Annotated in this window: 21 protein-coding genes; 12 read left to right on the top strand and 9 right to left on the bottom strand. The window is 63.7% G+C overall.

Annotated features, from left to right (window positions below):
* Positions 1-96: 96 nt before the first annotated feature.
* From ABIE49_RS01205 to ABIE49_RS01195, 3 genes are all read right to left on the bottom strand, one after another.
* Entirely contained in the window at positions 97-696 is a 600-nt protein-coding gene (locus ABIE49_RS01205) for a formyltransferase family protein (RefSeq protein WP_192736080.1), read from the bottom strand.
* Positions 697-844: 148 nt separating this feature from the next.
* Positions 845-1,483: a hypothetical protein gene (locus ABIE49_RS01200; RefSeq protein ID WP_192736079.1), complete on the bottom strand. Its 639-nt coding sequence runs from the start codon at positions 1,481-1,483 to the stop codon at positions 845-847.
* 97 nt (positions 1,484-1,580) lie between these two features.
* Positions 1,581-1,817 (bottom strand): hypothetical protein, encoded by a 237-nt coding sequence (locus tag ABIE49_RS01195; RefSeq protein WP_192736078.1) that lies wholly within the window; start codon positions 1,815-1,817, stop codon positions 1,581-1,583.
* A gap of 146 nt (positions 1,818-1,963) precedes the next feature.
* Here ABIE49_RS01195 and ABIE49_RS01190 point away from each other — a divergent pair, with 146 nt between their 5' ends.
* Positions 1,964-2,368 (top strand): hypothetical protein, encoded by a 405-nt coding sequence (locus ABIE49_RS01190; protein ID WP_192736077.1) that lies wholly within the window; start codon positions 1,964-1,966, stop codon positions 2,366-2,368.
* A 134-nt stretch (positions 2,369-2,502) separates the two neighbouring features.
* On the opposite strand, the gene ABIE49_RS01185 is transcribed toward ABIE49_RS01190, so the two are convergent.
* Together ABIE49_RS01185 and ABIE49_RS01180 are read right to left on the bottom strand one after the other, a co-directional pair.
* Entirely contained in the window at positions 2,503-2,685 is a 183-nt protein-coding gene (locus ABIE49_RS01185) for a hypothetical protein (protein WP_192736076.1), read from the bottom strand.
* Positions 2,686-3,132: 447 nt separating this feature from the next.
* Positions 3,133-3,507 carry a hypothetical protein gene (locus tag ABIE49_RS01180; protein WP_192736075.1) on the bottom strand — a complete coding sequence of 125 codons (375 nt, stop codon included), beginning with the start codon at positions 3,505-3,507 and terminating at the stop codon, positions 3,133-3,135.
* Between the two features lie 431 nt (positions 3,508-3,938).
* Between ABIE49_RS01180 and ABIE49_RS01175 the strand changes: the two genes are divergently transcribed.
* Positions 3,939-5,540 carry an alkaline phosphatase D family protein gene (locus ABIE49_RS01175; protein WP_192736074.1) on the top strand — a complete coding sequence of 534 codons (1,602 nt, stop codon included), beginning with the start codon at positions 3,939-3,941 and terminating at the stop codon, positions 5,538-5,540.
* Between the two features lie 32 nt (positions 5,541-5,572).
* Here ABIE49_RS01175 and ABIE49_RS01170 read toward each other — a convergent pair whose 3' ends face one another.
* The 3 genes from ABIE49_RS01170 to ABIE49_RS01160 all read right to left on the bottom strand — a co-directional run bounded on the left by ABIE49_RS01170 (position 5,573) and on the right by ABIE49_RS01160 (position 8,221).
* Positions 5,573-6,280 carry a DUF1045 domain-containing protein gene (locus ABIE49_RS01170; protein WP_192736073.1) on the bottom strand — a complete coding sequence of 236 codons (708 nt, stop codon included), beginning with the start codon at positions 6,278-6,280 and terminating at the stop codon, positions 5,573-5,575.
* An 82-nt stretch (positions 6,281-6,362) separates the two neighbouring features.
* The gene (locus ABIE49_RS01165; protein WP_192736072.1) at positions 6,363-7,556 is read right to left on the bottom strand and encodes an alpha-D-ribose 1-methylphosphonate 5-triphosphate diphosphatase; all 1,194 of its coding nucleotides are present in this window, start codon (positions 7,554-7,556) and stop codon (positions 6,363-6,365) included.
* Positions 7,553-8,221 (bottom strand): transferase hexapeptide repeat family protein, encoded by a 669-nt coding sequence (locus tag ABIE49_RS01160; protein ID WP_192736071.1) that lies wholly within the window; start codon positions 8,219-8,221, stop codon positions 7,553-7,555. The genes ABIE49_RS01165 and ABIE49_RS01160 overlap by 4 nt, the downstream gene beginning before the upstream one ends.
* A gap of 198 nt (positions 8,222-8,419) precedes the next feature.
* Between ABIE49_RS01160 and phnC the strand changes: the two genes are divergently transcribed.
* The 4 genes from phnC to phnE (ABIE49_RS01140) all read left to right on the top strand — a co-directional run bounded on the left by phnC (position 8,420) and on the right by phnE (ABIE49_RS01140) (position 12,065).
* Complete coding sequence (gene phnC / locus ABIE49_RS01155) at positions 8,420-9,235, top strand: phosphonate ABC transporter ATP-binding protein (protein ID WP_192736070.1); 816 nt, start codon at positions 8,420-8,422, stop codon at positions 9,233-9,235.
* 80 nt (positions 9,236-9,315) lie between these two features.
* Positions 9,316-10,254, top strand: a complete 939-nt coding sequence (gene phnD, locus ABIE49_RS01150) for a phosphonate ABC transporter substrate-binding protein (RefSeq protein ID WP_192736069.1) — start codon at positions 9,316-9,318, stop codon at positions 10,252-10,254.
* Between the two features lie 81 nt (positions 10,255-10,335).
* Positions 10,336-11,220 carry a phosphonate ABC transporter, permease protein PhnE gene (gene phnE / locus ABIE49_RS01145; protein ID WP_192736068.1) on the top strand — a complete coding sequence of 295 codons (885 nt, stop codon included), beginning with the start codon at positions 10,336-10,338 and terminating at the stop codon, positions 11,218-11,220.
* Entirely contained in the window at positions 11,217-12,065 is an 849-nt protein-coding gene (phnE, locus tag ABIE49_RS01140; RefSeq protein ID WP_192736067.1) for a phosphonate ABC transporter, permease protein PhnE, read from the top strand. Before phnE (ABIE49_RS01145) ends, phnE (ABIE49_RS01140) begins: the two co-directional genes overlap by 4 nt.
* A gap of 109 nt (positions 12,066-12,174) precedes the next feature.
* On the opposite strand, the gene phnF is transcribed toward phnE (ABIE49_RS01140), so the two are convergent.
* Positions 12,175-12,903, bottom strand: coding sequence for a phosphonate metabolism transcriptional regulator PhnF (phnF, locus tag ABIE49_RS01135; RefSeq protein WP_192736066.1), 729 nt, complete (start codon positions 12,901-12,903; stop codon positions 12,175-12,177).
* Between the two features lie 119 nt (positions 12,904-13,022).
* Between phnF and phnG the strand changes: the two genes are divergently transcribed.
* Genes phnG through phnL form a run of 6 tightly spaced genes read left to right on the top strand, consistent with a single transcriptional unit; the run spans position 13,023 to position 17,568 of the window.
* Entirely contained in the window at positions 13,023-13,481 is a 459-nt protein-coding gene (gene phnG, locus ABIE49_RS01130) for a phosphonate C-P lyase system protein PhnG (protein ID WP_192736065.1), read from the top strand.
* On the top strand, positions 13,481-14,089 hold the full coding sequence (gene phnH, locus ABIE49_RS01125) for a phosphonate C-P lyase system protein PhnH (protein ID WP_192736064.1): 609 nt from the start codon (positions 13,481-13,483) through the stop codon (positions 14,087-14,089). Before phnG ends, phnH begins: the two co-directional genes overlap by 1 nt.
* Before the next feature lie 2 nt (positions 14,090-14,091).
* The gene (locus ABIE49_RS01120; protein WP_192736063.1) at positions 14,092-15,195 is read left to right on the top strand and encodes a carbon-phosphorus lyase complex subunit; all 1,104 of its coding nucleotides are present in this window, start codon (positions 14,092-14,094) and stop codon (positions 15,193-15,195) included.
* Positions 15,192-16,076 carry an alpha-D-ribose 1-methylphosphonate 5-phosphate C-P-lyase PhnJ gene (locus ABIE49_RS01115; RefSeq protein WP_192736062.1) on the top strand — a complete coding sequence of 295 codons (885 nt, stop codon included), beginning with the start codon at positions 15,192-15,194 and terminating at the stop codon, positions 16,074-16,076. The genes ABIE49_RS01120 and ABIE49_RS01115 overlap by 4 nt, the downstream gene beginning before the upstream one ends.
* Entirely contained in the window at positions 16,069-16,860 is a 792-nt protein-coding gene (phnK, locus tag ABIE49_RS01110) for a phosphonate C-P lyase system protein PhnK (RefSeq protein WP_192736061.1), read from the top strand. The genes ABIE49_RS01115 and phnK overlap by 8 nt, the downstream gene beginning before the upstream one ends.
* A 9-nt stretch (positions 16,861-16,869) precedes the next feature.
* Positions 16,870-17,568 (top strand): phosphonate C-P lyase system protein PhnL, encoded by a 699-nt coding sequence (gene phnL, locus ABIE49_RS01105; RefSeq protein WP_192736060.1) that lies wholly within the window; start codon positions 16,870-16,872, stop codon positions 17,566-17,568.
* Positions 17,569-17,576: the final 8 nt, after the last annotated feature.

The raw sequence follows: 17,576 nt of genomic DNA, 5'->3' as shown, positions 1-17,576 counted from the left end.
GGAACGATTAAAAGCGTATAATGGGCCCTTGTTCGGGCCATGATTCGGGGCCGGAATGCTTAACTGGCTGAAACTGCCGGATATTCCCCCTTTTGGTCAGTGCTTGGCGTCGGAAAGCTTTGGCGCGAGGGTGGCGAATTGCTCGTCCTGGGGCCGGGCGGGCAGGGTCTTGTGGATCCTGGCGTAATCGATGACTTCGCCAAGCAGCTTTTGGCCGAGGGGAGCCAGCGCGCGCTCCCAAAGCTCGCGTGCGGTCTCGCCCTTCTTGACGAAAACCCACTCCTGCGCCGCGATCGCGCCGGCGTCCATCCGGTCGGCGAGGTGGTAGATGGTGCCGCCGGCGATCGGATCGCCTTCCTTGATGGTCCATTCGACCGCGGCAATGCCGCGGTGCCGGGGCAGCAGCGAGGGGTGGTAGCCGATACCGCCGAGCTTGGCGACGGCCAGCGCCTCGCGGGTGATACGGGCGTGGCTGTGGGCGGTCACGATCAGGTCGCTGTCGGGGGCGATTTCCGCCGCTGTGACGAATCTGGCGTCGGCCTGCACGACGACCTCAACGCCAGCGGCCCTTGCCGCGGCGGCCAGCCGGTCTTCGTTGTCGTGGACGACGATCCTCGCGATTTCGACCCCGTGTTCGCGCAGCATGGTGAAGGTCGTCACGCCGAAATGGCGGGAGCCGACGAGGGTGATCCGCATATGTTCTGTCCGTCGTTAGTCAGGCCGATATGCGGATAGCACACCAAAGCCGTCAGTCTCGCCACAGGGGTCGGCAAGTCCGGGTTATCAACAGTCAGGGTTATCAACGAAAGGCCGCGCCGGGCAAGTCGGCGTGCCGAGGCCGCGGTCAGTTCCTGCTGGCGCAACTCGGGTAGGGCGCGGGCTCGCCGGGCACGATCGGACAGACACGAATCGGCTGCAATTGGCGCAACCGCGCCAGCCATTTGGTCTCGTCAATTGCGCTTCGCCCTGCCGCCGGCGCGCGTTCGGCCCATTGCACCGTGTAGTAATCGGCGCTGCCTTTGACGGTGACGATGAGCGTGGTTTCGCTGTGCTTGTCGGCGCTGGTTTCGACCCGGCCGCAGCTTGCCACCGCGACATACGCATCCTGATCGCCGAATTTGGCCGGGCCAAACCCTTGCGCTGCGAAGGTGTCGGGACAGGCCGACTTGAACCCACCGACCATCGAGCCCGCAAAGCGCTCCGGCGAACCCCCGGCGTTGCCGGCGGCCCCCTTGGCGCCGGTCACCGTGATCATCTGGGTCCAGCTCTTGACCGTCTCGCCCTTCAGCACGGCCTCGCGGACATAATTCGTCCCTTTGGTGTTCTCGAACACCGTGGCGAAACTGGCGGGCAAGCTGAACATGACGAGTTGACCGAAGATCGGCGAGATCACCTTGAACGCCGTGGGGGCCGGACTTTGGGCCGATGCCGACGTCGCGAGCAGCGCGCACAAGGCCGCCGAGAAAACTGTCACTCTCGTCATTGGCAGCTTTCTGGCCGACTTCACCTTGCAATCCGCGCGTCCGATCAGGCCCGCGCGCCGCCGGTTGGCACGTGACCCCGAAACGGACAGGGTCAAGTCAGATGCGAAGCTCCGGCCTGCCGGGGGTGCGGGGCTGCTCTTTGACCGGCTGTGACAGACGCGTCGCTGCCAATTGAAGCTGGGTTCGCAGGTCGGCGCTGCATTGCTTCATCTGATTGCGCAGTTCGCGGCGCGTAAAGGTGGTGAGTGAGGGATCGGCCAGTTGTTGCCAAGCCAAGCGCAGCCATTCCTGCAGGGCGCGGATATCATTATCAAGGATTACGGGCTGGTTCATGCCGCCGAATCTCCGGATGTGATCGCCGCCTAGTTAGGTCTGATTCGTTAACGGAAACCTACTCCGGGAAACGACGGACGCGATCTTCAACTCCGGAACGGGCACCCCACATAAACGTTTTGCCCAGAGCTTTCCCTGGAGATCCAATGCCCGGCCATTCGGCGCTTGTTCGTTTTGCGGTGCTGGTCAGTCTGATCGTGCCTGGCAGCGCGTTCGCGCAGTTTCCGCCGCCCGCCGGCTCGGCCGGTGCGGGCAATTCGGCGATCAGCGGCATCCCCTATGGTCCGGCCAATCCCAGCGTGGTCGGCGACCCCAGCGGTATCGGAAACGCCGCCCGGATCCCGCCGCCCGGCACCAACACGATGGTGCCGATCACCGGCTCCGGTTCGGTCAACGCGTCGCCCTCGGGTTCGCGCGTGTTCGTGCCGCCCTATGCAGGCGCGTCACAACGGATCACCGTCCCGCGCCAGGCAAGGTCAAAGAGGCCGCCCTTGCGCCCGCGCGGCCGGGTTGAGACCAGCACGTTCACCGGGATCTGTCGGGGCTGCTAGCGGCGCGTTGCGAGGCAATGCCGTGCGTCGCGCCTAGAGCCTTCTTCGTTCCGATGGAATAGGAACGGGCTCTAGATTCTTGTTCCGACGCGTTTTCTTCACGCGAACCGGGGGTTCGTTCGCTGGAAAACGCTTTAGTGCGGTTGCAGATCGCTCGCCTTCCAGCCGGTGGAAAGCACAAGGAACAAGGCGCGATACGCGTGGTAGCGGGCGGCGGGCCGGGTTTTCTCCCGTCCGCCTGCAATCATTTTCCCGCTCTGATCGCGCACTTGCCAGCAAAAGTTCCGGCGGCGCTTGAAGATGACAAATTCCAGCATCGGAGGCCGGAACACCGCGCGGGGCCATTTATTCCAGGGAAAATGCGGACAATGCATGTTTCGCCTCACGGAATGCGGTTTCCGATTCAGAACGGGACGCAAGTTCAACGCTTTATGGCCGATTCTCTTCCAGAATGTTCGGCCGGCAGGCTTGATTGCGATGCGTGGGGCTTACCCAAGGGCACGGCATTCTTGCCGACCGGTGCCGATCCTGCCCCCTCAACATGAAAACCCCCGCCGGCCCTGAGGATCGGCGGGGGCGTATGGGAAAGATGGTGCGAGGCCGGGCGGTGCCCAGGTGTCGCGCCAAGGACCCATACCAAATCAGCCCTATCGAACAGTCCCGGGCAAGACGATTTTGTGAGCAATGCTGCCTGCGTTTAATGCACCGCTGCGCCGGTGCGCGATCTTTGCGCGCGATCTTGGCGGCCTCACGCGACCAATCGATTACTCCGCGATGAATGACGTCGTCTTGGTTCCGGAATCGTAGCGCAGCCTGAGCACGTTGAATTTGCACAGATTGACGTTCTTCCAGACCACCGATTCATCGTAATTCGCCCAATCCACCTTGATGTTCCAGACGCAGCCGTCTTCGTCCTCGTCCTCATCGAATTCGACGTAAGCGGTGTCCTGGTTCTTCAGGGTCTTGTCGAGTTCGTTCTCCCATTCGTCGAGGCCGTCATCGGGCGAATTGAAACCCAGAAACTTGATCGCATAGCCGGTCTCGTTGATGACCGAAACGTTGCGGTTGTCGGCGGCCAAGGCGGGCGCGGCGGCGAGCGTTAGTCCAAGCACGATCAACGCGGATAAAATCGTCTTCATTTGAAATGCTCCTGGCGACACAAGGCGTGCGGCGATGCGTTTAGCAACCTTTGTGTTCGCGGTCCTCTCACGCAGCGCACGATGATCGTCATCTGAACATCCGTATTCGTCCGGGTTAGCGGCACGCGGCTTCGCAATCTATAACGGCCTCGCTAACAGCGGGGGGCAGGGCGTTCGCTCATCACAGTGAACGCCTTCCACTGGAGGCTCACGAGGCCCGGACTCCTAGGCACTCCGGGCCTCGTCTACCTCCCCACACATCCACACATCCGCACATCCGCTCAGCAACCGACGGCGATCTTTTCACCGCTGAGATTGCGAATACCTTCATTCTGTAGCTGCCGCGCGGTTCATCCGACTGTCGCAAAACCTTCGGGCTGCGGTCAATTTGGACGGGCACCCTTCGTCGCGATTCGACGAGGATGCTTTGAATGCCGATTGGAATACGCGCGAAGCAAGGCCTGACCGGACAAGGCTTGACCAGACGTCAATTGCTGGTTCGGTCCGCATCCACCGCAGCGGTCGCAGCATTGGGAAGTGTTGCCAGACCTTATCTCAGCCGCGCCGCGGATCGTCCGCATATCGCCAGCGGGATCGCGTCGGGCGACGTCTCGGCCGATTCCGCGGTGATATGGGCAAGAGCCGATCGGGCCGCGCGCATGCAGGTGGAGTGCTCGATCGACGAGAGTTTCAAGTCCATCCTTCGCGTCGCATCGTCGGAAGCGCTGCCCGAGCATGACTTCACCTCGAAGCTTTTGCTCGAGGGCCTTCCGCCGGGGCAGGGTATTTTCTACCGGGTGCGTTTTGCTGATATCGGCGAGTCCGGGATTTCGGGAGAAGCACAGGTCGGTCATTTCCGTACCGCACCGGTGGCGCGACGCGCGGTCTCGTTCGTGTGGTCGGGCGATACCGCCGGCCAGGGCTGGGGCATCGATCCCGCCCGCGGCGGCATGCGGACTTACAAGACCATGCTCGAAAACCGCCCGGACTTCTTCATTCATTCCGGCGATCACATCTACGCCGACTGTCCGATCGAAGCCGAATTGAAGCTGCCGGACGGAGGCCTGTGGCGGAACATCGTCACCGAAGACAAATCCGTCGTTGCCCACAGCCTCGCGCAGTATCGCGCCAACTACAAATACAATTTGCTCGATGAAAATCTGCGCGCCTTCAACGCGCAAGTGCCGATGCTCGCGCAGTGGGACGATCATGAAGTCACCAATGACTGGGCGCCGATCGGCACCGCCGACGAGACCGGCTACGCCGAAGACGGCAGCTCCCACCTGGTGGCGCGGGCGGCCCGCGCGTTTCATGAATTCATGCCGATCCGCAACCTGCCTGGGCAGGCGGGGCGGATCTATCGCAAGGTCGCCTATGGGCCGCTGCTCGACGTCTTTCTGGTCGACATGCGCAGCTACCGCGATTCGACATGGAATAATCGCGACGACCGCAGCGACACCTGCATTCTCGGTCCGGCGCAACTGACCTGGCTGAAGCGCGAACTCACGGCGTCCGATGCGACCTGGAAGGTCATCGCCGCCGACATGCCGATCGGATTGATCAGCGAGGATGCGATTGCGCTTGGCGATGGTCCGCCGGAGCGGCGCGAATGCGAGATTGCCGATCTGCTGTCCTTCATGAAGCGCATGGGGATCAGCAACACGGTGTGGCTGACGGCCGACATGCATTACACGGCCGCACATCGCTACGATCCGAACCGCGCGGTGTTTCAGGATTTCGAGCCGTTCTGGGAGTTCGTCTCCGGGCCGCTGCATGCGGGGACCTGGGCGCCCGCCCCGTTGGACAATACGTTCGGACCGGCGGTGGCGTTCCAGAAGGGCTGCAGCGCGGAGCAGGGCGAGAACCTCGCGCCATGTTTCGGACTGCAGTTCTTCGGCCGCGTCGATATCGACGGCCGATCGGAGGTCATGACGGTGACCTTGAAGGATGTCGACAATCGGGATCTATGGTCGGTGGATATCGACCCGCGGCCGGATGGACGGCAGAAGCAAGTGCTGTCGCAACACATCTGATCCGGCTGACGCAGCGGCAAAGGCGGATGCGTCTAACCCTGGCCTGGCATCAGGACGTATTGCCTGACGACCCGGAAGCGGGAATCCGCGCTGTCCTGACGGAATAACGCGAGCCGGTCGATTGCGAGCGTCTCGAGGCCGAGCGTGGAGAAACGATTGCTCAGCATCGCCAGAACGGACTCCAGGCGGCTTGCGTCGAGCCGGCCTGTTAACGTCATGTGGAATCGAAACTCTTCCATCACGTAGGGATAGCCCCAGCGGTCGAGATGGGCGCGCTGCGCCGATGTCAGGCGGGAAGGGTTGCGGCGCGCACGGTCCGCTTCGGTGAGCGGCGCGCGGAACGCATCGAATTCGCTGACGCAATCGGCCGCAAGGCGGATCAGTTCCGCCGGTGGATCAGCCGGGATCACGGCGATGAAGCCACTGATCGAACCGACCACCAGCCTGATGACCGGAATCGCCCGGGGCGTTGCGGCGAAGGCGGCACACGCCGCGAGGAGTTCGGCTTCCGTCCTGCCTTGTGCCAGCGAGAAAGGCGCCTTCAGCGTGGCGTGAAAGCCGTATTTGCGGGGATCGGCCGTCAGGTCGCGCCAATCCGGCGCGACGCTGGCGACGTCTTCCGGAAACGGCAGGTCTTCGCCGCTATAGGCGTCATAGCCAAGCATTCGCGCGCCGAAGCGATTGAGGTCGCTGGCCTGCGGCAGGGCGTAGTAGATCGCGTAACGGGGGTAATTCGACATCGGTGCAGACTAAAGCGTTTTCGAGCGAAGTGGAGCCCGGTTCGCGTGAAGAAAACGCGTCAAGACAAAAGACTCGGCAGCGTCAGGCGGCCGCAACCGTCTTGCGCGGCGCCGTTGAGGGACTGCGCAGACGGTTGGCTTCTGTCAGATGCACCAGCCGTCCCGCGGCCATGACGGCGACGACACGCGGCCGCAACGGCACCTTGTCATCAACGAAGATGATGTCGGCACGCTGGCCGGCGGCGAGAACGCCGCGATCGGTGAGGCCGGCGGCACGGGCTGGGGCTGACGATATCAGCTGCCAGGCCTCGGCCAGCGGCAGCACGCCATCGGCAGCAAGGCGGAACGCTGCCAAGAGCTGCGCCGGATAATAGTAGTCCGACGCCAGCACCGAACACAGACCCTTGGCGATCATGTCGGACGCCTTGGTCCAGCCGGTATGGCTGCCGCCGCGGACGACATTGGGCGCGCCGAACACGATGAAGTCGCCGGCCTCTGCCGCCTCGCGCGCGGTTTCCTCATTGACCGGAAACTCGGCGATACCGACGCCCTGCGCCCGAAACGCCTTCCGCATCTCGGGGCTTTCGTCGTCATGCGACAGCATGCGCACACTGGCGTCACGCGCCGCTTTCGCGAGCCGGGCGATCGAGGCGGGCACCTCGTGTGCGCGGCCAACGACGCTCGCCACCAGCAAATCGAACGCCTCGTTCGAAAGCCCGGTGCGTTCGACCATGCGGCTGCGCTTTTGCGGCTTGTCGAGGTTGGCGACCGTCCCATCCATGTGGTCGTTGAACGCGAACAAATCGATGCGCCCGTCCGACAGCCATTCGATGATCTCGGCTTCGGCGTCGAGATTGTAGGTCTCGTGGCGCAGATGGAAGCGGGTGTCGGCCGAAAGCTGCGGCCGCATCGACTCGATCGCTTCCAGCAGCCGCCTTGCGTTGTCGCCGGAGCGCAGGCCCGGCTCCCACGACCAGGTCGTGCCATGATAGACCGTGGTGATGCCGTTGCTGATCGCCTGCCGGTCGCTGTCGACCAGCGCCACGTCGATCGGGAAGTCGACGCCTGGGCGCGGCATCATCTGCCGTTCGAACGCATCGCCATGAAGGTCGACGATCCCCGGCAACACCAGCAAGCCGCCGGCGTCGATACCCAGCGAAGCGCGGCCCTGGTCGGCGCCGATGGCGCTGATGTCACGGCCTGCGATCCGCAGCGAGGTCTCGTGGATTTCGTGGCCAAGCAGGGCCCGGCCGCCTTCGATGAAAACGTCAGTCACGATGCTGCACCCTGATGCCTGATCTGCGCGCGGACGGAGCCCGCGCCTGCTTCGTATTTTGCGAGAAAATCCTCGACCGTGAGCTTGCGGAAATCGGGCAGGGCACAGCGCAGCGTCTCATGGTCCCAATTCCACCAGGCGAGCTCGGCGAGCCGGCCGGCGACCTCTTCCGAAAACCGCCGCTTGATCGGCCGCGCCGGATTGCCGCCGACGATGGTGTAGGCCGGAACGTCCTTGGTCACGATCGCGCCGGCGGCGACCACCGCGCCGGTGCCGACGTTGCGGCCGGGCAGGATGATCGCGCCATGCCCGATCCAGACGTCATGGCCGATGTGGATGTGGTGCGCGCGCCGCCATTCGAAGAACTCGGCGTCGTCGCTCTCGCCGGGAAAATAGGCGCTGGCCCGGTAGGTGAAGTGCGCCTGCGTCGCGCGGTGCATCGGATGATTGCCCGGATTGATCCTGGTCATCGCCGCGATCGAGCAGAATTTGCCGATGGAAGTGTAGGTGATCTGGGCGTCGTTGACGACGTAGGAATAGTCGTCCATCGACACTTCATGCAGGATCGTGCGCGCGCCGACTTCGCAATAGGCACCGAGCCGGGTGTCGTGCAATTTCGCCGTGGGATCGACGGTCGGGTCGACTGAAAGCATTTTGCCGGCCATACGGGCGTCTCTCCGCGACAAAGATGGTGTCACGATGGCACCTCATCAACGGGCATGATGACATCTTCGTGACGGTTGCATGACGGTTGTTGCGTGGGCGACGAGGGTGTGGACGACGCCGCACCGCAGCGTGATTGTCACACAACTGTAAAGTCCAATCGCTAGCGATGATCCACGAGTGGGATTCTGGAGCATTGCATGCTGGTGGTGGAAGGTTTGACGTGCCGTTTCGGCACAAAAGCCGCGGTAGATGATGCGTCATTCTCAATCGCGCCCGGCAGCTTCGTCGGCGTGATCGGCCGCTCCGGCGCCGGCAAGTCGACGCTGCTGCGGATGATCAACCGTCTGGCTGAGCCTTCCGAAGGCCGCATCCTGTTCGAAGGCGTCGACGTCACCGCGCTGCGCGGCAAGGATTTGCGGCAGTGGCGCGCCCGCTCGGCGATGATCTTTCAGCAGTTCAATCTGGTCGGCCGGCTCGATGTGCTGACAAATGTGCTGATGGGGCGGCTCGCCGAAATCCCCTCCTGGCGTTCGCTGACGCAAACCTGGCCGGAACGGGACAAGGCGCTGGCGATGTCGGCGCTCGAGCAGTTCGACATGGCGTCGCTTGCAGCCCAGCGCGCCGACCAGCTCTCCGGAGGTCAACAGCAGCGGGTCGCGATCGCGCGAGCGCTGGTGCAGGAGCCGGATATCATTCTTGCCGACGAGCCGATCGCTTCGCTCGATCCACGCAACACGAGGATCGTGATGGATGCGCTGCTACGCATCAACAAGCATTTCGGCATCACCGTGATCTGCAATCTGCATTCGCTCGACCTGGCGCGAACCTATTGCGACCGCCTGATCGGCATGTCCGCGGGCCGCATCGTGTTCGACGGGGCGCCGGCGACGCTGACCGACCTCATCGCGCGCGAGCTTTACGATCTCGAAGCCAACGACGTCATGGGCGCGGCACCCGCTCATGCGCCTGGCGGTGCTGCCGTCCCCGAGCTGGGCACTGCGGCGGCGGCCTGAGCGTTTCTTCTGTAACGGGGCGGCCGCTTGCAAACCTGCAAACGGCCTAAAAAATGCGTAACACAACAAGAGGGCACACCATGATCAATCGTCGTATCGTTCTGGCCGGCGCAGCCGCGCTGGCGTTTTCGGCCTCCAGCGCTTCTGCGCAGGACTGGAAGGGCAAATATCCGGAATTGACCTTCGCCGTCGTGCCGGCGGAAAACGCCTCGGGCGTGACCGAGCGCTGGGCGCCTTTCGTCACCTATCTCTCCAAGGAGCTCGGCGTGAAGGTCACGCTGCGCATTGCCAACGATTACGCCGCCGTCATCGAAGGCCAGCGCTCCGGCAACATCCATATCGCCAGCTACGGGTCGGCGTCGTTCGCGCGCGCGCGGATGACCGGCGTCAAGACCGATGCGTTCGCCAACGACATCAATGCCGATGGCTCGACGGGTTACTACTCGGTCTTCTTCGTCAAGGCGTCGAGCCCGTACAAGAACATCGACCAGCTGAAGGGCAAGAATCTCGCTTTGGTCGATCCGAATTCGACGTCGGGCAACAACGTGCCGCGCTTCGAGCTCGACAAGCTGGGCATCTCCGATGCCGACACGTACTTTGGCAAGGTCGTGTTCAGCGGCAGCCATGAGAACGCCATACTGGCGCTCACGCAGGGCACCGTCGAGGTCGCCGCCAATCAATGGACCACCGACAACGACTCGACGCTGGCCCAGATGCTCACCAAGGGCATGCTGAAGAACGCCGACGGCACAGCGATGAAGAAGGAAGATTTCCGGATCGTCCATAAGTCCGCGCCCATTCTCAATGGGCCCTATGCCTATAATTCGGACCTTCCGGACGGCCTGAAGGCCGGCATCGCCAAGGCGTTCGCGGATGCACCGACCAAGGACAAGGCCGCGTTCGACCGTCTTTCCGACGGCCAGAAAAAGGCCTTCAACCCCGCCACGACAAAGGATTGGGACGGCATGATCGACCTGATCAAGTTCGTGGACAATCTTCGCAAGAAGAAGGCGTCCTGATCGATCGGCGGAGCGAGACCAGGCCGGGTCCATGCGACCCGGCCTTTTCCGTTCAGGACATAACCGGCACAGCAGCCTTTCATGACATCAGCCGTATCCATCCTTCCCGCCCAGCAACTCGCGGTGCTCAACGACGCTTATCGTGCGGCGGTGGCGCGCAAGCGGCTGCGGATGACGCTGGCAACGGCGGTATTCTTTGCGGTTCTCGTCATCGCCGCGATCGGCGCCGAGGTGAATCCGGTCACGTTCGTCAACAAGATCGGAAATTTCGCCAGCTACTTCGACCGCATCGGCACGCTGGAGAGCGGCGCGCGGGTCTGGTCCGATATCGGCGAGTGGTTCTGGGGCTGGAAAAAATGGCTGGCGCTGCTCGGCGAGACCGTCCTGATCAGTTATGTCGGTACCCTGGCCGGAGCGATCCTCGCTTTTGGGCTCAATTTTCTCGCCGCTGAAAATACCTCGCCGGCGCCGTGGCTGCGGTTTACGATTCGACGCCTGATGGAGTTCTGCCGTACCGTTCCGGACATCGTGTTCGCGCTGATCTTCGTGATTGCGTTCGGTCTCGGGCCGATGGCCGGGGTTATCGCCATCATGATCCATTCGGTTGGCGCGCTAGGAAAACTGTATTCCGAAATCGTCGAGAACATCGACATGAAGCCGGTCGAGGGGGTGCGATCGACCGGTGCGAGCTGGATATCGTGCATACGCTTTGCGGTCGTGCCGCAGGTCGCGGCGGGTTTTGCCAGCTACACGTTGCTGCGCTTTGAGATCAATGTGCGCGGCGCTTCGGTGATGGGTTTCGTCGGCGCCGGCGGCATTGGCCAGGAACTCGTCGTCGCCGTCAGGAAATTCTTTTATTCCGACGTCAGCGCGATCCTGCTGATGATCATTGTCACCGTGTTCCTGATCGATATCGGCACCGGATGGGCGCGCGGGCGGCTGTTCGGCAAGGAGGCACGGTCATGACACGGTTGCTGGCACCGGACTCCGGGGATTTGCGCGGCCGCTATCCCGAAGTCTTCGACCGGCCGGCTTCCTCCCGTCTCGCGATCCCCGCGATGCTGCTCGCTGCATTCGGGATCTTCGTGTTCGGGCTGGTCGAGCTGGAGTTTTCGCCGGCGCGGATGCTGGCCGGGTTGAGCCAGCTCGGCTGGATCACGATGATGATGATCCCGCCCGATCCCGGCGGTTCGCTCCCGGTCTATCTCGTTGCGCTCGGTGAAACCCTGTCGATCGCGATGCTGGGTACGACCCTTGCCGCGTTGCTCGCGCTGCCGGTCAGTCTGCTCGCTGCAAGGAATATCGTTCCGTCGGGTATCTTCCGCTTCCCGGTTCGACGCTTTCTCGATTCGATCCGCGGCGTCGACACGCTGATCTGGGCGCTGGTCTGGATCAACGTCGTCGGCCTCGGGCCCTTCGCCGGCGTGCTGGCGATTGCGGTGGCGGACTTTGGTGCGTTCGGCAAATTGTTCTCCGAAGCGATCGAGGCCGCCGACAAGAAGCAGGTCGAGGGCATCCGGGCCTCCGGCGGCAATGCGCTGCACGAAATACGGTTTGGGCTGATGCCGCAAGTGCTGCCCGTGATCGCAGGGCAGGTGCTCTATTTCATCGAGTCGAACACCCGCTCGGCGACCATCATCGGCATCGTCGGCGCCGGCGGCATTGGATTGCAGCTGGCCGAGCAGATCCGGGTGCTGGAATGGCAGAAGGTGTCGTTCCTGATCCTGATGATCCTGGTCGCGGTGGCCGCGATCGACTGGATTTCCAGCAAGCTGCGGTTTGCGATTATAGGCAAGCGCGCGGTGGCTTGATGGCGGTGCGTAGGGTGGGCAAAGGCGCTCTTGCGCCGTGCCCACCATTCTTGTCTCGGATGCTGAGAGGTGGGCACGCTTCGCTTTGCCCACCCTACAAGCTAACCGGTCAATCGCTCTCCACCAGGAACTCGACGCGTTCGGCGGCAAAGCGCGAGCGCTTGGTCACGATCGGCGTGCCGTCGGGATCGACGTCGGTGCTGTCGACCACCAACACCGGACGGCCCAGCGCAAGATCAAGCCGTGCGGCGTCGCTGGCGTCGGCTATGGCGGCAGTGATCCGGGTGGAAGACCTGCGGTAATCGCGGATGCCGTAATGTGCGACCAGCTTGGTCATCGAGCGCACGCTGGCGAAGACCTGTCCCGCGTCAGGGAAGCGCTCGGCGGAGAGCCATGAGGTGCTGACGCAGATTGGCGTCCGGTCGGCCAGCCGCAGCGCTTCGATCCGGACCAAGGGTGCGCCCGTCTTCAGTCCGAGTTCCCGCGCCAGTTCACGTGTAGCGACATCGTCGGACGCTTCGATCAACTGGCCACGCGGTTCGTGGCCGCCGGCGCCGACGATTTCGGAAAACCGCGTCCGCGAGCGCAGTGGATAGGCGAGGCGCTGGGTCTCGACATAAGTGCCGCTGCCGCGCTCGGCGCGCACCAGCCCGCGTTCGGCGAGCGTCGCCAGCGCCCGGCGCACGGTATGGCGGTTGACCCGATAGGTCTCGGCGATCTCCATCTCGCCCGGCAGCTTTTCACCCGCGGCGAAGCGGCCCTCGGCAATGCCGCGCTCGATCCCGTCGGCGACTTGCCGCCACAACGCCACACCGGTGGCCGCATCCTGCATGCTCATGGTGTGAATATATCCGGGACGGTCATCCGAAAAAACAACCCTGTTGTCACCAAACAGTCATGGCGTTTGATTATGAAGTTGTCTATTAGCATAGACAACTTGATTCCGGCAAGGTGGATATGACGGCAACCGAGAACGACAAGCAGGCGCAGCGCAAGGCAGTCATGGCGGTGCTGGCGCACTCCGATCCATCAGAGATATCCTGCCGTCTGGCAGCGATCACGCTGCCTGATCACGAAAATCTGCGCGAGCCGGAGAACGGCCTCGTGATGGTGCGCGGCCGTATCGGCGGCGACGGCTCCGCCTTCAACCTCGGCGAGGCCACGGTATCGCGTGCGGCGGTGCGGCTTTCGACCGGCGAAGTTGGCTTCGGCTACACGCTCGGCCGCGACCGGGAAAAAGCGCGGATGATCGCGCTGTGCGACGCCATGGTGCAGTCGGATGAGTTCGCCGGCCTCGTCGAGACAAAGGTGATCGCGCCGCTGCGCGCGGCAATGACCGCCACGCGGAACCGCAAGGCGGCGGAAGCCGCGGCGACGCGGGTCGATTTCTACACCTTGGTGCGGGGTGAGGGCTGATGACGACGGTTGCCGAACTGCCCGCAGGATTTGCCGACAAGGTGTTGTCGGCGCAATCGACCTTCCGCTCGGTGATGGATGCGATGGCGCGTCCCGGCAGCGTGCAGCGCATTGCGGCCGTCGCCGGCACGCCCGCCGCCATGATGCGCGGCACCGCGGCCATTGCGCTGACCCTGTTCGACCATGATACGCCGATCTGGCTCGACAGCCGGATGTCGGCAACGACGGACGTTGCCAAATGGCTCAAATTCCACACCAGCGCGCCTGTGATCGCGGATTCTTCGATCAGCAGCTTTGCCCTGATCGGCGGCCCCCGCGAGCTTCCGGCGCTCGATCGGTTTGCGTTCGGCAGCAATGAATACCCGGATCGTTCGACGACATTGATCCTGCAGGTCGACAGCCTGATGCAGGGGCCCGCCCTCGAACTGCGGGGCTCCGGCATCGACGGCACTGCGATCCTGCAGGCCGCGATCCAGCCGCACGATCTGTTCGAACGGCTCGCAGTCAACGTGGCGCTGTTTCCGCGCGGCATCGATGTCGTGCTGGTCCATGACGATGCGATTGTCGCGATACCGCGCACCACGCGGCTGGTCGCGAGGGGAGGCTAGTTATGTACGTTGCCGTCAAGGGAGGCGAACGCGCCATCGAGAACGCCCATCGGCTGCTGGCGCATGAGCGGCGCGGCGACCGTGACGTTCCCGAGGTCTCGCTGTCGCAGATCTCCGAGCAGTTGTCGCTCGGCGTCGACCGCGTCATGACCGAGGGCTCGCTGTACGATCGCGAGCTCGCGGCGCTCGCGATCAAGCAGGCGCGCGGCGACATGATCGAGGCGATCTTCCTGGTCCGCGCGTTCCGCGCCACCCTGCCGCGCTTCGGCGCCACCGAGCCGGTGGATACCGGCGCGATGCAGGTGCGGCGGCGGATTTCCTCGACCTTCAAGGACATTCCGGGCGGACAAATTCTCGGGCCGACGTTCGATTATACCCATCGTTTGCTGGACCCACAGCTTGCCGAGGGGTTTTCTCCGGAAACGCCGGAGATGAGCGAAGCCTCGCTCGCGGCGACGCCGCGCGTGACCGACATTCTTGGCCGGGACGGCCTGATCGAGCCGTCGCCGGCAGCGGATCCGGAGACGCCGGTCGGCGACCTCACGCGCGAGCCGCTCAGCTTCCCGGCGGACCGTGACCTGCGCCTGCAGAACCTGGCGCGCGCCGACGAAGGCTTTCTGCTGGCGCTTGGCTATTCCTCGCAGCGCGGTTACGGCCGCAACCATCCGTTTGCCGGCGAAATCCGCTTCGGCGAAGTCGAGATCGAATTCATGGCCGAGGACGTCGGCTTCGCCGTGCCGCTCGGCGAGATCGCGATGACCGAATGCCAGATGGTCAACCAGTTCAAGGGCTCGGCCACCGAAGCCCCGTGTTTTACGCGCGGCTATGGGCTGGCGTTCGGGCAGAGCGAGCGCAAAACCATGTCGATGGCGCTGGTCGACCGCACGCTGCGCGCCCGCGAACTCGGCGAGGAAGTGATCGCCCCGGCCCAGGACGAAGAGTTCGTGATGTCGCATTCGGACAATGTGCAGGCGACCGGCTTCGTCGAACATCTCAAGCTGCCGCATTACGTCGACTTCCAGTCCGAACTCGGCCTGCTGCGCAAATTGCGCAAGGAGTTCGCGGAAGCCACGGAAGCGCCGCCGATGCAGGAGGCCGCGGAATGAACGCGCCGACGTATAATTTCGCCTATCTGGACGAACAGACCAAGCGGATGATCCGCCGCGCGATCCTGAAAGCGATCGCGATCCCCGGCTATCAGGTGCCGTTTGCCAGCCGTGAGATGCCGATGCCCTATGGCTGGGGTACCGGCGGCGTGCAGGTGACGGCGGCGATCCTCGGTCCCGACGACGTGCTGAAGGTCATCGACCAGGGGTCTGACGACACCACCAACGCGATCTCGATCCGCAAATTCTTCGGCAAGACCGCCGGCGTTGCGACCACGACCGCAACCGCGGACGCCACCGTGATCCAGACAAGGCACCGGATTCCCGAAGCGCCGCTGCATGGCGGGCAGGTGTTGGTCTATCAGGTGCCGATCCCCGAGCCTCTGCGCTTCCTCGAGCCGCGCGAGACCGAGACCAGGCGCATGCATGCGCTCGGCGAGTACGGCCTGATGCATGTCAAGCTGTACGAAGACATCGCGCGCTTCGGGCATATTGCGACGTCCTATGCCTATCCGGTGAAGGTGAACGCGCGTTACGTGATGGACCCGTCGCCGACGCCGAAATTCGACAATCCCAAGATGGACAATTGCCCGGCGCTGCAATTGTTCGGGGCCGGGCGCGAGAAGCGGATCTACGCGATCCCGCCACATACCACCGTGGTCTCGCTCGATTTCGAGGATCATCCCTTCACGCGCTACCGGTTCGACGCGCCCTGTGCGCTGTGTGGGGCCGGAGATTCCTATCTCGATGAGATCGTCACCGACGACAAGGGCGGCCGGATGTTCGTCTGTTCCGATACCGATTATTGCGAGAGCCGCCAGTTGGCCGGGCATCGCGGCAGCGAAAGCGCGGCGCCGCACAAGGAGAGGGCGCATGGCTGAGCAAACCCTCGACGATCAACCACTGCTGGTCGCCGAAAACCTCGGCAAGACCTATGGCCGGCTGATCGCCTGCCGCGACGTGTCCTTTGCGCTCTATCCTGGCGAGGTGCTGGCTGTGGTCGGCGAGTCCGGGTCGGGCAAGTCGACGCTCTTACAACTGTTGTCGGCGCAACTGGCGCCGACCGCGGGCAGCGTCTCGTACCGGATGCGCGATGGCGTGCTGCGCGATCTGGCGGCGCTTGGCGAGGCCGAACGGCGCCTCCTGTTCCGCACCGACTGGGGCTTTGTGCATCAGGATCCCGCGCAGGGCCTGCGGATGGCGGTCTCGGCGGGGGCCAATGTCGGCGAGCGGCTGATGGCGGTGGGCTGGAATCACTACGGCCGCATCCGCGACACCGCGTCGTCCTGGCTGGAGCGGGTCGAGATCGACACCGATCGTATCGACGATGCGCCGCGGACCTACTCCGGCGGCATGCGGCAGCGGTTGCAGATCGCGCGCAACCTCGTCACCGAGCCGCGGCTGGTGTTCATGGACGAGCCGACCGGCGGCCTCGACGTATCGGTGCAGGCGCGGCTGCTCGACCTGATGCGCAACCTCGTCAGTGAACTCGGCCTTGCGGCCATCGTCGTCACCCACGATCTTGCGGTCGCGCGGCTGCTGTCGCATCGGGTGATGGTGATGAAGGGCGGCCGGGTCATCGAAACCGGATTGACCGATCAGGTGCTCGACGACCCCCGCGAGCCCTACACCCAGTTGCTCGTCTCCTCGATTTTGCCGGCATGAGTTAGGCCAATGACCGCGATGATCGACATAACCAACGCCGAAAAAACCTTCACCATGCATCTGCAGGGCGGGGTCGAACTGCCCGTCGTGCGCGGGGTCTCGTTTCAAGTCGCGCCCGGCGAATGCGTGGTGCTGTCGGGCCCGTCAGGCGCCGGCAAATCCTCGATCCTGAAGATGATCTTCGGTAATTATCGCTGCGACGGCGGGCGGATCGGCATCCGCCACCAGGGCGCCGTGATCGATCTTGCCACCGCCGAACCGCGGCAGGTGCTGAGCGTGCGCCGGTCCACCATCGGCTATGTCAGCCAGTTCTTGCGGGCGGTGCCGCGCGTGGCGACCATCGACGTGGTGGCGGAGCCCCTGATCGTGAACGGGATCGCCCGTGCGGAGGCGCGGGAGCAGGCCGGCACGCTGTTGCGCCGGCTGAATATCCCCGAACGGCTATGGGCGCTGCCGCCCTCGACGTTCTCGGGCGGCGAGCAGCAGCGCGTCAATATCGCCCGCGGCTTCATATCCGATCTGCCGATCCTGCTGCTGGACGAGCCGACGGCATCGCTCGACGCCGCCAATCGCGCCGTCGTGGTTGAATTGATCGATCAGAAGAAACATCAGGGGGTGGCGATGGTCGCGATCGTCCATGACGACGAGATCCGCCATTTGATCGCGGACCGGATCGTCGATGTGACGTCGTTTGCCTCGGCGGCATAGGGAAGAGA

The sequence above is a fragment of the Bradyrhizobium sp. OAE829 genome (assembly GCF_040546575.1).
GTDB lineage: Bacteria > Pseudomonadota > Alphaproteobacteria > Rhizobiales > Xanthobacteraceae > Bradyrhizobium.
Note: the sequence above shows the minus strand (reverse complement) of the source record. Positions and strands in the feature narration are given on the sequence as shown.

What these genes read in the sequence shown, in the direction of transcription:
- ABIE49_RS01170 (WP_192736073.1), bottom strand. Translation starts at nt 6,280, where the DNA reads ATGTCGAATTACCCCCGTTACGCGATCTACTACGCCCTGCCGCAGGCC.
- ABIE49_RS01190 (WP_192736077.1), top strand. Translation starts at nt 1,964, where the DNA reads ATGCCCGGCCATTCGGCGCTTGTTCGTTTTGCGGTGCTGGTCAGTCTG.
- phnE (WP_192736067.1), top strand. Translation starts at nt 11,217, where the DNA reads ATGACACGGTTGCTGGCACCGGACTCCGGGGATTTGCGCGGCCGCTAT.
- phnE (WP_192736068.1), top strand. Translation starts at nt 10,336, where the DNA reads ATGACATCAGCCGTATCCATCCTTCCCGCCCAGCAACTCGCGGTGCTC.
- phnH (WP_192736064.1), top strand. Translation starts at nt 13,481, where the DNA reads ATGACGACGGTTGCCGAACTGCCCGCAGGATTTGCCGACAAGGTGTTG.
- ABIE49_RS01195 (WP_192736078.1), bottom strand. Translation starts at nt 1,817, where the DNA reads ATGAACCAGCCCGTAATCCTTGATAATGATATCCGCGCCCTGCAGGAA.
- ABIE49_RS01115 (WP_192736062.1), top strand. Translation starts at nt 15,192, where the DNA reads ATGAACGCGCCGACGTATAATTTCGCCTATCTGGACGAACAGACCAAG.
- phnG (WP_192736065.1), top strand. Translation starts at nt 13,023, where the DNA reads ATGACGGCAACCGAGAACGACAAGCAGGCGCAGCGCAAGGCAGTCATG.
- phnK (WP_192736061.1), top strand. Translation starts at nt 16,069, where the DNA reads ATGGCTGAGCAAACCCTCGACGATCAACCACTGCTGGTCGCCGAAAAC.
- phnC (WP_192736070.1), top strand. Translation starts at nt 8,420, where the DNA reads ATGCTGGTGGTGGAAGGTTTGACGTGCCGTTTCGGCACAAAAGCCGCG.
- phnD (WP_192736069.1), top strand. Translation starts at nt 9,316, where the DNA reads ATGATCAATCGTCGTATCGTTCTGGCCGGCGCAGCCGCGCTGGCGTTT.
- phnF (WP_192736066.1), bottom strand. Translation starts at nt 12,903, where the DNA reads ATGAGCATGCAGGATGCGGCCACCGGTGTGGCGTTGTGGCGGCAAGTC.
- ABIE49_RS01205 (WP_192736080.1), bottom strand. Translation starts at nt 696, where the DNA reads ATGCGGATCACCCTCGTCGGCTCCCGCCATTTCGGCGTGACGACCTTC.
- ABIE49_RS01185 (WP_192736076.1), bottom strand. Translation starts at nt 2,685, where the DNA reads ATGCTGGAATTTGTCATCTTCAAGCGCCGCCGGAACTTTTGCTGGCAA.
- ABIE49_RS01175 (WP_192736074.1), top strand. Translation starts at nt 3,939, where the DNA reads ATGCCGATTGGAATACGCGCGAAGCAAGGCCTGACCGGACAAGGCTTG.
- phnL (WP_192736060.1), top strand. Translation starts at nt 16,870, where the DNA reads ATGACCGCGATGATCGACATAACCAACGCCGAAAAAACCTTCACCATG.
- ABIE49_RS01200 (WP_192736079.1), bottom strand. Translation starts at nt 1,483, where the DNA reads ATGACGAGAGTGACAGTTTTCTCGGCGGCCTTGTGCGCGCTGCTCGCG.
- ABIE49_RS01120 (WP_192736063.1), top strand. Translation starts at nt 14,092, where the DNA reads ATGTACGTTGCCGTCAAGGGAGGCGAACGCGCCATCGAGAACGCCCAT.
- ABIE49_RS01180 (WP_192736075.1), bottom strand. Translation starts at nt 3,507, where the DNA reads ATGAAGACGATTTTATCCGCGTTGATCGTGCTTGGACTAACGCTCGCC.
- ABIE49_RS01160 (WP_192736071.1), bottom strand. Translation starts at nt 8,221, where the DNA reads ATGGCCGGCAAAATGCTTTCAGTCGACCCGACCGTCGATCCCACGGCG.